The sequence below is a fragment of the Neobacillus vireti genome, from assembly GCF_036962345.1.
GTDB lineage: Bacteria > Bacillota > Bacilli > Bacillales > Cytobacillaceae > Neobacillus > Neobacillus vireti_A.
In genome coordinates this window covers 180,786-194,683 of record NZ_JBALNB010000019.1, presented here as the reverse complement: position 1 = coordinate 194,683, position 13,898 = coordinate 180,786, and the positions used below count along the sequence as shown (strand labels likewise).

General features: G+C 44.6%; 14 protein-coding genes. 11 read left to right on the top strand and 3 right to left on the bottom strand.

Annotation, left to right across the window (positions count from 1 at the left end):
- The first annotated feature begins 1,139 nt into the window (after positions 1 to 1,139).
- From V7108_RS22845 to nuoN, 11 genes are all read left to right on the top strand, one after another.
- Positions 1,140 to 1,514, top strand: a complete 375-nt coding sequence (locus V7108_RS22845; protein WP_063254613.1) for an NADH-quinone oxidoreductase subunit A — start codon at positions 1,140 to 1,142, stop codon at positions 1,512 to 1,514.
- Positions 1,505 to 2,017 carry a NuoB/complex I 20 kDa subunit family protein gene (locus tag V7108_RS22840; RefSeq protein ID WP_335520234.1) on the top strand — a complete coding sequence of 171 codons (513 nt, stop codon included), beginning with the start codon at positions 1,505 to 1,507 and terminating at the stop codon, positions 2,015 to 2,017. Before V7108_RS22845 ends, V7108_RS22840 begins: the two co-directional genes overlap by 10 nt.
- Before the next feature lie 3 nt (positions 2,018 to 2,020).
- On the top strand, positions 2,021 to 3,508 hold the full coding sequence (locus tag V7108_RS22835) for an NADH-quinone oxidoreductase subunit C (RefSeq protein WP_335569551.1): 1,488 nt from the start codon (positions 2,021 to 2,023) through the stop codon (positions 3,506 to 3,508).
- Between the two features lie 3 nt (positions 3,509 to 3,511).
- Positions 3,512 to 4,612 (top strand): NADH-quinone oxidoreductase subunit D, encoded by a 1,101-nt coding sequence (locus V7108_RS22830; RefSeq protein WP_335510925.1) that lies wholly within the window; start codon positions 3,512 to 3,514, stop codon positions 4,610 to 4,612.
- On the top strand, positions 4,612 to 5,619 hold the full coding sequence (gene nuoH / locus V7108_RS22825; protein WP_335569550.1) for an NADH-quinone oxidoreductase subunit NuoH: 1,008 nt from the start codon (positions 4,612 to 4,614) through the stop codon (positions 5,617 to 5,619). The genes V7108_RS22830 and nuoH overlap by 1 nt, the downstream gene beginning before the upstream one ends.
- Before the next feature lie 110 nt (positions 5,620 to 5,729).
- Positions 5,730 to 6,149, top strand: a complete 420-nt coding sequence (nuoI, locus tag V7108_RS22820) for an NADH-quinone oxidoreductase subunit NuoI (RefSeq protein WP_063255622.1) — start codon at positions 5,730 to 5,732, stop codon at positions 6,147 to 6,149.
- Complete coding sequence (locus V7108_RS22815; RefSeq protein WP_335569549.1) at positions 6,146 to 6,664, top strand: NADH-quinone oxidoreductase subunit J; 519 nt, start codon at positions 6,146 to 6,148, stop codon at positions 6,662 to 6,664. Before nuoI ends, V7108_RS22815 begins: the two co-directional genes overlap by 4 nt.
- Complete coding sequence (gene nuoK, locus V7108_RS22810) at positions 6,661 to 6,975, top strand: NADH-quinone oxidoreductase subunit NuoK (RefSeq protein ID WP_335569548.1); 315 nt, start codon at positions 6,661 to 6,663, stop codon at positions 6,973 to 6,975. The genes V7108_RS22815 and nuoK overlap by 4 nt, the downstream gene beginning before the upstream one ends.
- A 189-nt stretch (positions 6,976 to 7,164) precedes the next feature.
- Entirely contained in the window at positions 7,165 to 9,027 is a 1,863-nt protein-coding gene (gene nuoL, locus V7108_RS22805) for an NADH-quinone oxidoreductase subunit L (protein WP_335569547.1), read from the top strand.
- Entirely contained in the window at positions 9,028 to 10,536 is a 1,509-nt protein-coding gene (locus V7108_RS22800; protein ID WP_335569546.1) for an NADH-quinone oxidoreductase subunit M, read from the top strand. It abuts the gene before it with no gap.
- A 6-nt stretch (positions 10,537 to 10,542) separates the two neighbouring features.
- On the top strand, positions 10,543 to 12,060 hold the full coding sequence (gene nuoN, locus V7108_RS22795; RefSeq protein ID WP_335569545.1) for an NADH-quinone oxidoreductase subunit NuoN: 1,518 nt from the start codon (positions 10,543 to 10,545) through the stop codon (positions 12,058 to 12,060).
- Positions 12,061 to 12,603: 543 nt separating this feature from the next.
- On the opposite strand, the gene V7108_RS22790 is transcribed toward nuoN, so the two are convergent.
- The 3 genes from V7108_RS22790 to V7108_RS22780 are packed head-to-tail and all read right to left on the bottom strand — an operon-like array spanning position 12,604 to position 13,727.
- The gene (locus V7108_RS22790; RefSeq protein ID WP_335569544.1) at positions 12,604 to 13,203 is read right to left on the bottom strand and encodes a general stress protein; all 600 of its coding nucleotides are present in this window, start codon (positions 13,201 to 13,203) and stop codon (positions 12,604 to 12,606) included.
- A gap of 52 nt (positions 13,204 to 13,255) precedes the next feature.
- The gene (locus V7108_RS22785; RefSeq protein ID WP_335510907.1) at positions 13,256 to 13,426 is read right to left on the bottom strand and encodes a CsbD family protein; all 171 of its coding nucleotides are present in this window, start codon (positions 13,424 to 13,426) and stop codon (positions 13,256 to 13,258) included.
- A gap of 52 nt (positions 13,427 to 13,478) precedes the next feature.
- Positions 13,479 to 13,727 (bottom strand): hypothetical protein, encoded by a 249-nt coding sequence (locus V7108_RS22780; protein ID WP_335510905.1) that lies wholly within the window; start codon positions 13,725 to 13,727, stop codon positions 13,479 to 13,481.
- Positions 13,728 to 13,898: the final 171 nt, after the last annotated feature.

Here is a 13,898-nt window from a genome sequence, read left to right as displayed (position 1 = left end):
GGAACTTATGGATTTCAGAGGAAGAAGATGACGATGGCCAGTCTTACGACTGGCTTTTTCGTTGTTTGGTAGGGTGTGTGAATTTGTTAGGCAGGTAAACAATGGGTTTAGGCAGGTGAAAGAGGGTTAGAGGCAGGTAAGAGGTTGAATTAGGCAGGTAGGAGGTTGGGCTGGTAGTTTTATAGCTGGTTTGAATGGATGGTGAGGGGGAATTATGGATTTCAGAGGAAGAAAATGAAGATGGCCAGTCTTACGACTGGCTTTTTCGGTGTTTGGTAGGGTGTGTGAATTTGTTAGGCAGGTAAACAATGGGTTTATGCAGGTGAAAGAAGGTTAGAGGCAGGTAAGAGGTTGAAATAGGCAGGTAGAAGGGGAGAAATGGCGGGTAGGGGGTTGGGCGGCAAGTATCAAAGCTGGTTTGAATGGAAGGTAAGGGAGTTCGAAAGGGCAAGTGGGAAGAATATGACGATGGCCAGTCTTTCGACTGGCTTTTATAGGAAGTTAGTAGGATGTTCATTATATTTATTCCATTTTAATAGAAAGTTTTGAATGATTTGGGTAATCTTGAATATGATGGTGGTACAAGTAGATGTTTGTAAATTGATGTTTTGTAGGCTTGGTTACTAGTTAGTGTATTTTTTATGACAATTCTCACTGACATTTCCATTTTTTTGTTGTTAAATGTCGATATGGAGGGAAATCCCGGCTCTTGCGAGCCTATTACTAGGCACGTCATCTTCCGCTACGCTTCAGATCACGTGCACCTAAGTTCAAGGTTATCAATTCGCTTTTGCGTCATCTCTGAAGTGATTCCTGGGAGCCCTTTCTGCGAGATCACGCAACGCTCAGGGGGTGGGGCCTTTGTGTCTCAAAACCAGTTTTGTGGTAAAATTGAAAATTCTATTGCCATGTGCTAACGCACATTGCGCTTCCGCTACCCGCGTCCGCTTGCAAAACTCCCCATGCCAAGACGTTTTTGTGAGCGAGCTCCCAAACGTTTGGCATGGGAAGTTTTGCGGCAATAGAATTTTCAATTTTTATTAAGGTGGTGTTGTCGACACAAGTTTGTAACAATGCTATAATGTTATCGGTTACAAGTTTCATTGTTAAGAAAATTTACAACATTGGAGGGGATGGACATGGAACTTTTGAATTTATATCAGAATAATTATCTGATTGTTTTCGTGTTCTTATGTCTAGGGGTGCTGCTGCCGTTGGTGGCTTTATTTTTAGGTAAATTTTTACGTCCTCATAAGCCGAGTGTCGAAAAATATACCACATATGAAAGCGGTATTGATCCATTTCACGATTCTCGTGTACAATTCAATGTCCGCTATTATATTTTTGCCCTTATGTTTGTTATTTTTGATGTAGAGACTGTATTTTTATATCCGTGGGCGGTTGCCTATGATAAGCTTGGAGTTTTTGCGTTAATTGAGATGTTGATTTTTGTCGTTATGCTATTAATAGGCTTAATCTACGCCTGGAAGAAGAAGGTGCTACGATGGACTTAAAACTAGATGACCTGACGCCACAGGAAATGAAAGAGTTAGAACGAAATGTATTTTTCGCGACGCTGGAGCAAATAAAGGCTTGGGCACGAAGTAATTCGTTGTGGCCAATGACTTTTGGTCTGGCTTGTTGTGCGATTGAGATGATGGGTACGGGTGGAGCCAACTATGACCTTGACCGGTTTGGGACCATTTTTCGAACATCACCAAGACAATCGGATTGTATGATTGTTTCTGGTACCGTTACCAAGAAGATGGCACCGATTGTACGCCGTTTGTATGATCAAATGCCAGAACCGAAATGGGTGATTGCGATGGGATCTTGCGCTACTGCGGGTGGTCCATATGTGAAATCATATTCGGTTGTAAAGGGTGTCGACCAGATTGTCCCTGTTGATGTTTATATTCCTGGGTGCCCGCCGAACCCGGCCGCATTAATTTATGGAATTAATAAATTAAAGGAAAAGATTCGCTATGAGGCGAAGACTGGGAAGAAGGTGATCTAACCGATGAGCGGGGAAAAGGATCTCGATCAATTAAAAAGGGAAGCGGCTGAGAAGGCGAAAGCGGCAGCATTAGCGAAGCGTCAAGCGAAGGCAGCCGGTACGGAATCACAGCAGGACAAACCTTCTGAACAAGGTTTAAGTCAGGAAGTGAAGCCAGCAGAACCAACTTCAACTCAGCCAGCGGGTACGCCTGCAGGAGCGGAGGATGGCGCAGACCTTGCAAAGAAAAAGGCAGCGGCAGCAGCGAAGGCAAAGGCGGCTGCACTGGCTAAGAAGAAGCGTGAAGGTATAGAGGAGGAAGCTGCACCATCTGATCCGGTTCAAGCAGAAGAGGCCCCTGCAGCGGAGGATGGCGCAGACCTTGCAAAGAAAAAGGCAGCGGCAGCAGCGAAGGCAAAGGCGGCTGCACTGGCTAAGAAGAAGCGCGAAGGTATAGAGGAGGAAGTTGTATCGTCTGATTCGGCTCAAGCAGAAGAGGCCCCTGCAGCGGAGGATGGCGACGACCTTGCCAAAAAGAAGGCAGCGGCGGTAGCGAAAGCAAAAGCGGCAGCAGCAGCAAAGCGAAAAGCGATGGAGTTAGCTGCGGGAAATGCACCAGCTGAAGAGACGTCAACACCAGATGCTGAAGCAGGAGCAGGGAATGACAGTGATGACCTCGCGAAGAAAAAGGCAGCGGCGGTGGCAAAAGCGAAGGCGGCGGCAGCGGCGAAGCGCAAGGCCATGGAGCTAGCCGGTGGAGAAGCATCAGTTGAAGAACCTGCTGGAGATGACGCAAAGGCAAAAGCGGCAGCGGCGGCCAAAGCCAAAGCAGCGGCGGCAGCGAAAGCAAAGGCAGCAGCAGCGGCAAAAGCGAAAGCAGCTGGAGGAGACGGAGCTGGCGCGAGTGACGATGAAAAAGCCAAAGCCAAAGCAGCAGCAGTAGCGAAAGCAAAGGCAGCAGCGGCAGCCAAGGCAAAAGCAGCTGGAAAAGGCGGCGACACAGCAGCAGCTGAAACTGCACCTGCGGAACCATCACCAAACCAGCATTTCTTAGATAAGTACAGGAAGGTTATTGAAGAAAACCTTGGATCTGATGTTTTAGAAGATTCTTATATTAATAAATTATCGAAGGACGTTCCAACACTTGTTGCGAAGAAAGATACATATTTCAAGGTAGCACAATTTTTAAAATACAATGAGCTCCTTGGATTCGATTATCTATCTGAGCTTCATGGAACAGATTTTGTAACACATATGGAAGTGTATGTGCACTTATTCTCATACAAAAATCGCCAATCAGTGGCATTAAAAGTGAAGATAGACCGCGATGAACCAACAATCGAGTCCTTGCAGCCAATTTGGGCAGGAGCGGACTGGCCTGAGTGCGAAACTTATGATTTACTAGGTATTAAGTTTACCGGACATCCAAATTTACATCGGATTATGCTTGGAGAAGATTGGGTTGGCTATCCACTGCGTAAAGATTATGAACCGTATGATGTGGAGGTGTAACCAATGATTAGAACTGAAGAAATGCTGCTTAACGTCGGTCCTCAGCATCCTAGTACACACGGAGTATTCCGGCTGGTTGTCAAGATCGATGGCGAAATCATCACGGAAGCAACACCGGTCATCGGCTATTTACACCGCGGAACGGAAAAATTGGCAGAGAGCCTGCAATATACACAAATCATCCCGTACACTGACCGGATGGACTATTTGTCCGCGATGACAAACAACTATGTCATCTGTCATGCTGTCGAAACGATGATGGGCATTCAAGTGCCGGAACGGGCCGACTTCCTCCGGGTAATGGCAATGGAATTAGGGCGTATCGCCAGCCACCTTGTTGCCTGGGGTACGTATATCCTTGACCTTGGTGCCACAAGTCCGTTCATCTATGCGTTCCGTGACCGTGAAATGATTATCAATATGCTAAACGAATTATCAGGTGCTCGTTTGACCTTCAACTATATGCGTGTCGGCGGGGTAAAGTGGGACGCTCCGGAAGGCTGGGTCGACAGTGTTAAGGAATTTGTTCCTTATTTACGCGAACAGCTGAAAGGCTACCACAACCTCGTATCTGGAAATGAAATCTTTTTAGACCGGGTAAAAGGGGTTGGCGTTTATTCAAAAGAAGACGCCATTAACTATTCACTCAGCGGTCCGAACCTTCGCAGTACCGGCGTGAAATGGGACCTCCGCAAAGATGAGCCGTACTCCATTTACGACCGTTTTGACTTTAATGTCGTGACACGTGACGAAGGGGATTGCTTGGCACGTTACCATGTCCGCCTAGAAGAGATTGAAGAATCCCTGAAAATCCTTGAGCAGGCCTGTGAACAGTTCCCTGCAGAAGGCGAAATTATGGCAAAGGTGCCAAAAATCATTAAAGCACCAAAAGGGGAAGCATTTGTTAGAATTGAATCTCCACGTGGAGAGATTGGCTGCTATATCTCAAGTGACGGTAAAAAAGAGCCGTACCGCTTGAAGTTTAGAAGACCTTCATTTTATAATCTGCAGATTCTCCCGAAATTATTAGTAGGCGAAAACATTGCAAACTTGATTGCGATTTTAGGGGCGGTTGACATTGTCCTCGGGGAGGTGGACGGCTAATGGTAGAAGAGTTGCTCCAGTCAAGTCCAGGCTTGATGAACTTTGGTATCTTCTTTTTACTCGCAGTTGTCTTACTATTGGTAGTCTTAGGTTTCGTAACATATGCGATATTAGCAGAACGTAAGGTTTTAGGATACATGCAGGCCCGTCACGGCCCTAACCAGCTCGGCGGTAAGTGGGGATTATTGCAAACCGTAGCCGACGTTCTGAAACTCTTAATAAAGGAAGACATTATTCCAAAGGCAGCCGACAGGCCGTTATTTATCATCGCGCCAATCATTGCCTTCACACCGGCCTTCATGGTGCTCGCGACCATTCCGTTTACGGACAAATTCCAATTCGCGGATATCGGGGTTGGCCTGCTCTATTATATTGCTGTTTCCGGAATGACCGTATTTGGTATGGTACTCGGCGGCTGGGCGTCCAACAATAAATATGCGCTCCTAGGAGGAATGCGTGCGGGTGCACAAATGATCTCCTATGAAATACCGCTCGTTATGTCCGTGCTGGGAGTTATCCTATTAACCGGAAGCTTGAACTTGTCAGATATCGTTGCACAACAGGGAGAAACAGCTTGGTTCATTCTCTTGCAGCCAGTAGCGTTCATCGTGTTTTTCATCGCATCCATTGCGGAATTAAACCGGACGCCATTTGACCTGCCAGAATCAGAGAATGAATTGGTTGCCGGATACTTTGTTGAGTACTCTGGATTCCGTTGGGCATTCTTTATGCTTACAGAATATGTTTATATGTTTGCGATGTCATCCTTAATTACTGTCATATTCTTAGGCGGATGGCTGCCACCATTTGAATTCTTAGGATTTATCCCTGGAGCAGTATGGTTCGCACTTAAATTTTGTACTGTTGTCTTTGTTTACATGTGGTTACGGGCAACACTTCCACGTTTCCGAATCGACCGATTAATGGAATTCGCTTGGAAAGTACTATTCCCAGTTGCACTGGCAAACATCTTCTTAACAGCATTAATCAAAACATTATTTTTCTAAGGCTTCTTGAAAAAGGAACCTAGTGGGGCAATCGCGATAAGCACAGTCCTTAAAAGGGTTTATCATACGAATGTAGTTTGTATTTTTAAAATGAAAAAGGGGTGAAAAACGTGCTTGGATTTACAAAAGGCTTGAAATATACCCTAAAACAGCTGACGAAAGAAAAGGTAACCTATAATTATCCAGATGAGCCGCTTCCGCTTCCGGACCGTTTCCGTGGAATTCAAAAGTTCTATCCGGAAAAGTGTATCGTGTGTAATCAGTGCATGAACATTTGCCCGACGGAATGTATTAATCTAACGGGGAAAAAACATCCGGATCCAACGAAAAAGGGGAAAATCATCGATACCTACGATATCAATTTCGAGATTTGTATCCTTTGTGATTTGTGTACAGAGGTTTGTCCAACGGAAGCGATTGTCATGACCAATAACTTTGAGTTAGCGTCATACAGCCGTGATATGTTATTTAAAAACCTTGAATGGTTAGATGAGAACGACGAAAACGTACGGCAGGTGAATAAACCATGACACTTTCAGGCGAGTTTATCGCATTTATGGGCCTCGCCCTTGTCGCTATCATTGGCGGCGTCCTGTTATTGAACCTTACCAAAGTCGTGCATATGGTAGTTGCCCTCATCTTCACATTCGTTGCAATTGCCGGGATATACGTGGTACTGTCAGCAGAATTTGTTGCTGCGGTGCAAGTATTGATTTATTCCGGTGCAATTACCATTATCATGCTGTTTGGGATTATGTTAACGAAGCATGATGATAATGAGGAAACAACCACAGGCAAATGGAGAAAGGTGTTTATTTTTCTAGGCGTAGTGGGCTTTGCGGCAGCAGTATACATTGGGATTTATGATTTCAATGTCGTACAGGTTCCAACAGACCTCCATGTCGACAATACAATGAAAATTGGGGAAGCCCTGTATTCTAAATGGGTGATTCCGTTTGAAGCAACATCGGTTTTACTATTAGTGGCACTTGTCGGATCGATTGTTCTGGCAAAGAAAGAAGAGAAGGAGGGTGACAAGGAATGAGTTCAGTTCCTGCTTCAGCCTTCCTGGCACTCGCACTGATTTTATTCTGTATCGGATTGTACGGGGCACTGACAAAGAGAAACACTGTTATCGTCCTCATCTCAATCGAACTTATGCTGAATGCCGTCAACATTAACCTGGTAACCTTCAGCAAATACGGAGTGGCACCATCCATTACCGGACAAATCTTCGCGTTGTTCATGATCAGCGTAGCCGCTGCAGAAGCAGCAGTAGGTCTGGCAATCTTAATTGCCCTGTACCGCAACCGCAAAACCGTCAACATCGACGAAATGGATACAATGAAAAATTAATTTGTAGTGGATATATTTTTTTTAGTAATGCGGTGCCTGTCACCGCAAAAAGACACTGTCCATTCCAGGTGGACAAATTGGTAATTTAATGGTGTGTGCCTTTGTTGGTCAGTCAGTGTCCACGAGCGGTGACAGGCACCATATTTTGGCACCATAGTTGCACCATTTTTAAAAAAGGGGATTGTGATGATGATGGAAAATGCATGGATCATACCGCTTTTCCCGCTATTATCGTTTTTGATTCTTCTTCTATTTGGTAAGCGTCTCCGGGATGCGAGTGCGTATGTGGGTATTCTCGCAACGCTGGCCGCGCTTGTGTATTCGTTGTTGGTGTTGTTCGAGCGTTTTACGCAACCAACGTTTAAAACTTCAACGGAGTGGCTCAGGATAGGAGATATTTCTTTAACAGCGGGCTTTGAAGTGAATCAATTGAATGCATTAATGCTAGTGATTGTCTCGCTCGTCAGCTTCCTTGTTCATACATATTCAAAGGGATATATGCATGGGGATGAGCGGTTTCCAGTATTCTATGCCTATTTAGGACTATTTACCTTTGCAATGCTTGGCTTGGTTATCTCGCCAAACCTGCTGCAAACGTACATTTTCTGGGAGCTTGTCGGAGTCGGTTCCTTCCTCTTAATCGGATTCTATTTCAACAAAGAAGAAGCGAAGGCTGCGGCAAAAAAAGCGTTCATTATGACTCGTATCGGGGACGTTGGTCTTTTGATCGGGATGATTTTATTATTTTGGGAAACAAAAAGCTTTGAATACAGTGAAATTTTCCGTGCTGTTGAGGCCGGTGCTGTATCAACGACGATGATTACCTTAACAGCGATCTTAATCTTTATCGGAGCTGTTGGTAAATCAGGTCAGTTCCCGCTTCACACCTGGTTACCGGACGCAATGGAAGGTCCGACACCTGTTTCTGCGTTAATCCACGCGGCAACAATGGTTGCAGCCGGTGTATACCTGGTTGCTGCACTATTCCCGCTGTTTGCAGCGAGTGAAACAGCACTATTAACGATTGCCGTCATCGGTGCGTTTACGGCAATTTTTGCAGCCAGCATCGGTCTTGTTCAAACCGATATTAAACGCGTTCTAGCATACTCAACAGTCAGCCAGCTCGGCTACATGATGTTAGCATTAGGCTCTGCTGGATATGTTGCGGGTGTTTTCCACCTGATGACACATGCTTTCTTCAAAGCATTGCTGTTCTTAGCAGCCGGAAGCGTGATTCACGCCGTACACACACAGAATATCGAAGAGATGGGTGGTCTTTGGAAAAAGCTAAAGTTTACCGCACCGCTTTTCTTAATTGGAACACTCGCCATCAGCGGTGTACCATTATTCTCGGGGTTCTTCAGTAAAGATGAAATTTTAATCGCAGCCTGGGAAGGCGGACATCCAATTCTGTTCTTACTAGCGCTGGCGGCGGCATTCATGACCGCGTTTTATATGTTCCGCTTATTCTTCATGGTATTTACCGGAGAAGCGCGGAGCCCAATGAAAAATGTTCACGAATCACCATCGGTTATGACGTTCCCAATGATCGTTCTTGGCGTCCTCGCCATCATCGCTGGTTACGTGCAAACACCATTCAACCACAACCTGGGTGCATGGCTTGTGGATGGAAATGAAGCACTTGGACATAGCCATATCGCAGGTCCAATGTGGATTATGATTGCAGCAACGGTTGTATCCTTAGCAGGTATCTACCTTGCTTACCTGATTTACTATAAGCGTTCCATCGCACGCAACTGGCTTTCTGGCAGCGGCGATACGCTTCACAGCATTTTGTTGAACAAATATTACATTGACGAATTCTATCAAATGTCGGTAGTGGCCATCACAAAAGGAATCAGTTATTTCTTACGCTTTATTGATGTTTTCCTTGTCGAGGGAATCATGAAGAGCGTAGCAGGGATTGTTCAAGGCCTTGGAGCGGCTGGATCGAAGATGCAAAGCGGTCAAATCCAAACCTATGCAGCCGTTGCTTTTGTTGGTCTGGCATTACTAGCGGTCATCTTTGTGTTAACAGGGGGGTACTTATAAATGGATCTTTCTTTCGTTCTATCAATATTAGTATTCTCCCCGTTACTTGGAATCATCGTTTTGGCCCTGCTGCCGAAAACGCAGGAAAAATTGATTAAAATCGTTGGCTTCTTAGCCACACTGCCAGCACTGGGAGTTGCCATCGGCTTATATCTCCACTATCTAGCAGGTAAAGCGTTAAGTGACTTTAATGTAGCAAAAGAATGGATTACCTTCGGCGGCCTGCAGGGGACTGAGGCTGGCTATTGGCAAGTAAACTATGAGCTTGGCGTCAGCGGCTTGACCATGCTGTTAGTCGTCCTGACAGCCGTAGTGGCAACACTTGCAGCGATTGCCTCCATTTATATTAAACACGAATGGAAAGGCTACTTCATGCTGTTCCTATTGCTAGAAATCGGAATGCTCGGAGTATTCACCGCTGAAAACTTAGTTCTATTTTTCTTATTCTTTGAAATTACTTTAATTCCAACCTTCTTCCTAATCGGAAAATGGGGTTATTTTGAAAAAGAAAAAGCTGCTTACAGCTTCTTAATCTACAACGGTTTAGGCTCAGCTGTACTGTTAATCGTGATTATGATTCTGTTTGCAAAAACGGGAACAACCAATATCGAAATCTTGACACAAATTATGAACGATCCGAATATCCCGCTTTCGGGAGACTTAAAACTTGGTCTATTCATTGCGCTTCTGATTGCCTTTGGCGTGAAATTACCAATCTTCCCGTTACACAGCTGGATGCTTCGCGTTCACGTACAAGCACCGCCATCAGTTGTTATGATTCACTCTGGTATTCTATTGAAAATCGGTGCGTACGGATTAATTCGTTTTGGAATGGGAATTTTTCCGGAGCAGTTTGAAACCTTAGCGGTATTAATTGCCATCCTAGGGGTCGTAAACCTCCTCTATGGAGCGTTCCTAGCGTTCATTCAAACCGACTTTAAAATGGTTTTGGCCTACTCCTCGATTTCTCACATGGGAATCGTATTAATCGGGTTAGCTGCCATGAACGAGGCAGGCGTGCAGGGAGCAATTTTCCAAGTGGTTTCACACGGATTAATCTCAGCGCTGTTGTTCTTCCTAGTGGGTGCCTTCTATGAGCGCACCGATACTTCACTCATGGAGAACCTTGGCGGAATGGCAAAGGGAATGCCAATTGCCTCCGGCTTCTTGCTGGCAGGTGCAATGGCTTCGCTTGGATTGCCGGGAATGTCCGGATTCGTCAGTGAATTTATGGCATTCTTAGGATTATTCGAAGAAATGCCTTGGATCGCTGCGGTCGGCTGCATCGGGATTATCATGACTGCCGTCTATTTATTACGTGCCGTACTCGGCATTACCTATGGTCAATCACACCGAGAGTTTACAGGAATCGTTGATTTAAGGGGCGTTGAATTCGTACCGGTTCTAGTCCTAATTGGCTTAATACTCTTAATTGGAGTAGTACCAAGCGTTCTAAGCTCACCGCTTCAAGCCACACTTGAAACGATTATGCTAGGGTTAGGAGGGTGATGAAGGATGAGTCTTGAGGAATTAACATCATACAATTGGGGCATCATGACACCAGAGTTCATCATCGTTGGTGTTGCAGCGCTTCTTACATTAATCGATTTATTTATGCCGAAAAAACAAGACCGCCGCATCCTTGGCTGGGTGGCAATTGCCGCGATTTTCGCCGCAATGGCTTCCCTTGCTGGGCTGGTAGGTGCAGCGCCTGAATCCATTTTAGACGACACGTTCCGTCTTGATTCTTTTGGAAAAGCATTCAAATTCCTGCTTCTTGCAGGTGCAGCGCTTGTACTCTTTTTAGCTGTCTCCTATAAGGCTGATGAGGGTCTGGAAGAGTACAAAGGAGAATTTTATTATCTATTCCTAACCGGATTACTCGGCGGAATGATTATGACTTCAAGCGGAGATTTAATCACATTATTTATTGGTCTTGAGTTGTTATCTATTTCTTCTTATATTTTAGCGGGTATTAAGAAGCGCAATTTGAAATCGAATGAGTCAGCGATGAAATACGTCATCAATGGTTCAATAGCCACCGCAATTACGATGTTCGGAATGAGTTATGTATACGGCTTAACGGGAACAACAAATTTAATCGCCATTGCTGGAGCACTTCAGGGCTTAGCAGACCCGCAGCATGCGTATTTGCTTGGACTGGCGTTCTTAATGATCTTCGTTGGATTGGCCTTTAAACTCGCGGCTGCTCCGTTCCATATGTGGGCACCAGATGTTTACCAAGGGGCACCAACGCCGGTTACAGCATTCCTAAGCGTTGTTTCAAAAACAGCAGGCTTTGTGATTGTGGCGCGGATCTTGATTTCTGTGTTTGGTGTAGCAGCTACAGAAGGTCCAGGCTCGATGCCAATTCTTTATAATATGCAGGACTATATTGCGGTCGTTGCAGGTGCTACAATGATTATCGGAAACGTGGTCGCACTAAGACAAAGCAATATTAAAAGAATGTTTGCCTACTCAAGTATTGCCCATGCGGGTTACGTTCTCGTGGCGTTCACGTCATTGAGTTCGAACTTCTTTTATACGGTATGGTTCTATTTATTAGCTTACTTATTTATGAACCTAGGGGCTTTTGCCATCATTCAGTTGGTGGAGGCGAAGACAGGTTCGACACGGATCGCTGATTTTGCAGGCTTGTATCGCCGCTCACCGGTTCTTGCGGTTGCAATGGGGATCTTGTTGGTTGCACTAGCAGGCTTCCCAGGAACAGCAGGCTTCATTGGAAAGATGAACATCTTTATTGGTGCCTTTATGGTCCAGGAGCCGCATTATGTATTGGCGTCCGTTATGATTGCCACAACAGTAGTGTCGTACATCTATTACTTCGGCATCATGACACAAATGTTCTTCCGCCCAGCAGCGGACGACAGCAAGTTTCCAAAGATTCCAGTTGGAATCGTGGTTGTTCTCATCGTCACCGTCGCAGCGTCGATACTGTTTGGAATTTTCCCAGACATTGCCGTCGACTTCGTGAACGAAAACTTCAACCAATTTGCAGACTTTTTACAATAGGGAGAATCACCGGCCGGCAACTTTGGGGGAAGGACCTGGCCATGGTCAAAACCATTGGGGCTAAATATAAAAGGAAGAGGCAGGGGCCTCTTCCTAACAAAAGTAACGGTCCTTCGAAGGGACCGTTACTTTTGTTTTGAAAAGGGAATTAGTCAATGTAGGGTGTATGGGTTTTCCAATCGCCTGGAAAACTGGTATTACCAAAGTGACCAAAACCCCAAAAAGTATGTGCCATAAGAAGTCTATAGTGACCGAAACATTAAAAATGTAGTAGTGATGGTTGCTATAAGAGCTCTATAGTGACCGAAACATTAAAAGTGTAGTAGTAATGGTCACTATAAGAGCTCTATAGTGACCGAAACATTAAAAATGTAGTAGTGAAGGTCGTTATAAGAGCTCTATAGTGACCGAAACATTAAAAATGTAGTAGTGAAGGTCGCTATAAGAACTCTATAGTGACCGAATCCCTATTTATCCATTGGTCAATTTCTTCATCAACAGAATGAAAAGTAACGGTCCTTCGAAGGGACCGTTACTTTTGTTTTATTGCAAAGGATCCGGGACTTGTCTCTTTTCCTGCAAATCATCCTTTGAATCACTATTCTTCATTTCATTTCCAAGCTTCTTCAGTTCGCCCCAATCCTGTGCCATCGAGCTATTGTTTGCTGCCGCTAAGGAACTCATGTCATCCATATCATTAGACATTCTATTCTTGACCAGAACTAATATTTTTCCTTCTTTAACAGAGTTCCCGTAGTATTCAGCCTCATCGTCAGGAATACCGATACCAATTAAGGCTCCTGTTAACCCGCCTAGACCTGCACCCGCTATGGCTCCAATTAAACTTGAAGCAATCGGGCCAGCGGCGATGATTGGGCCGGCTCCAGGGATTGCCAGAGCACCTACTCCTACAAGTAAACCTGTCAGGCCGCCAAGTGTACCACCTGCCAATGCACCTGTCGCAGCACTTTCTTCCGCTACCGTACCGGTCTGATCGGCAATATGATTCACATTTTTGAGATCTTGACCCACGACACAGATATCCTGCTTGTTGTATCCTTGTTTAACAAGATCCTCAATGGCTAAAATCGCTTCCTGTTCTGTTTCATAAACACCTACTACAGTCCTTTCAACCTTGTCCAATTTGAATTCCTCCCCTATTATTTGTTTCAAAAGATTCATAGTTTATCGGTGACTATCTTGATAATTTATCCTTTATTCTCCCAACTTCTTCTTTAACTTTACCTTTAGCTTGATCGACTTTACCTTCGTTTTCTGTTGAACGGTCATCCGTCAGTTTACCCCATTGCTCTTTTGCCTTCCCTTTAACGGTATCTACATATCCATTCATTTTATCTTTATTCATTTTGTTCAGCCTCCTTGTTTTATATTTACTGTAGTCTTCTTCTTACTTAGCGTTATTGGTTAGAACCATCACCAATACCGCTATCCTCAACTTTTTTCTCTACATCTTTCTTTGCTTGTTTTAATTCTTCTTCAACTTTATTGACTGCATCTTCGGCAGTTTTCTTCGTGTCTTTATCTACCGCGTCATTCAGTTGTCCATCACTGACCCCATTATCCTGGTCAACCCCATCACCGCAACCCGTTAATACTGCAAGCGTAAGAGAAACAGCCAATCCACCAACTAGTAAACTTTTCTTCATACTAACAGCTCCTTCGTCGTGTTTTGTTCTGCCCTTTTTATATTCCCATTTAGAAAAATCTGAAACTTTTTTTAGTGAAAAAATGACGCCATACCGTTTTCTTTCTATTAAATAGCTTTTTTAAAAAAATTTAAGTTGCTAGAAAATGAACATTTTTTGTTTAGCTTACTT

Excerpts from the sequence above, each read along its gene's own strand:
- V7108_RS22845 (WP_063254613.1), top strand. The coding sequence starts at position 1,140 with ATGGAACTTTTGAATTTATATCAGAATAATTATCTGATTGTTTTCGTG.
- V7108_RS22840 (WP_335520234.1), top strand. The coding sequence starts at position 1,505 with ATGGACTTAAAACTAGATGACCTGACGCCACAGGAAATGAAAGAGTTA.
- V7108_RS22835 (WP_335569551.1), top strand. The coding sequence starts at position 2,021 with ATGAGCGGGGAAAAGGATCTCGATCAATTAAAAAGGGAAGCGGCTGAG.
- V7108_RS22830 (WP_335510925.1), top strand. The coding sequence starts at position 3,512 with ATGATTAGAACTGAAGAAATGCTGCTTAACGTCGGTCCTCAGCATCCT.
- nuoH (WP_335569550.1), top strand. The coding sequence starts at position 4,612 with ATGGTAGAAGAGTTGCTCCAGTCAAGTCCAGGCTTGATGAACTTTGGT.
- V7108_RS22815 (WP_335569549.1), top strand. The coding sequence starts at position 6,146 with ATGACACTTTCAGGCGAGTTTATCGCATTTATGGGCCTCGCCCTTGTC.
- nuoK (WP_335569548.1), top strand. The coding sequence starts at position 6,661 with ATGAGTTCAGTTCCTGCTTCAGCCTTCCTGGCACTCGCACTGATTTTA.
- nuoL (WP_335569547.1), top strand. The coding sequence starts at position 7,165 with ATGATGGAAAATGCATGGATCATACCGCTTTTCCCGCTATTATCGTTT.
- V7108_RS22800 (WP_335569546.1), top strand. The coding sequence starts at position 9,028 with ATGGATCTTTCTTTCGTTCTATCAATATTAGTATTCTCCCCGTTACTT.
- nuoN (WP_335569545.1), top strand. The coding sequence starts at position 10,543 with ATGAGTCTTGAGGAATTAACATCATACAATTGGGGCATCATGACACCA.
- V7108_RS22785 (WP_335510907.1), bottom strand. The coding sequence starts at position 13,426 with ATGAATAAAGATAAAATGAATGGATATGTAGATACCGTTAAAGGGAAG.
- V7108_RS22780 (WP_335510905.1), bottom strand. The coding sequence starts at position 13,727 with ATGAAGAAAAGTTTACTAGTTGGTGGATTGGCTGTTTCTCTTACGCTT.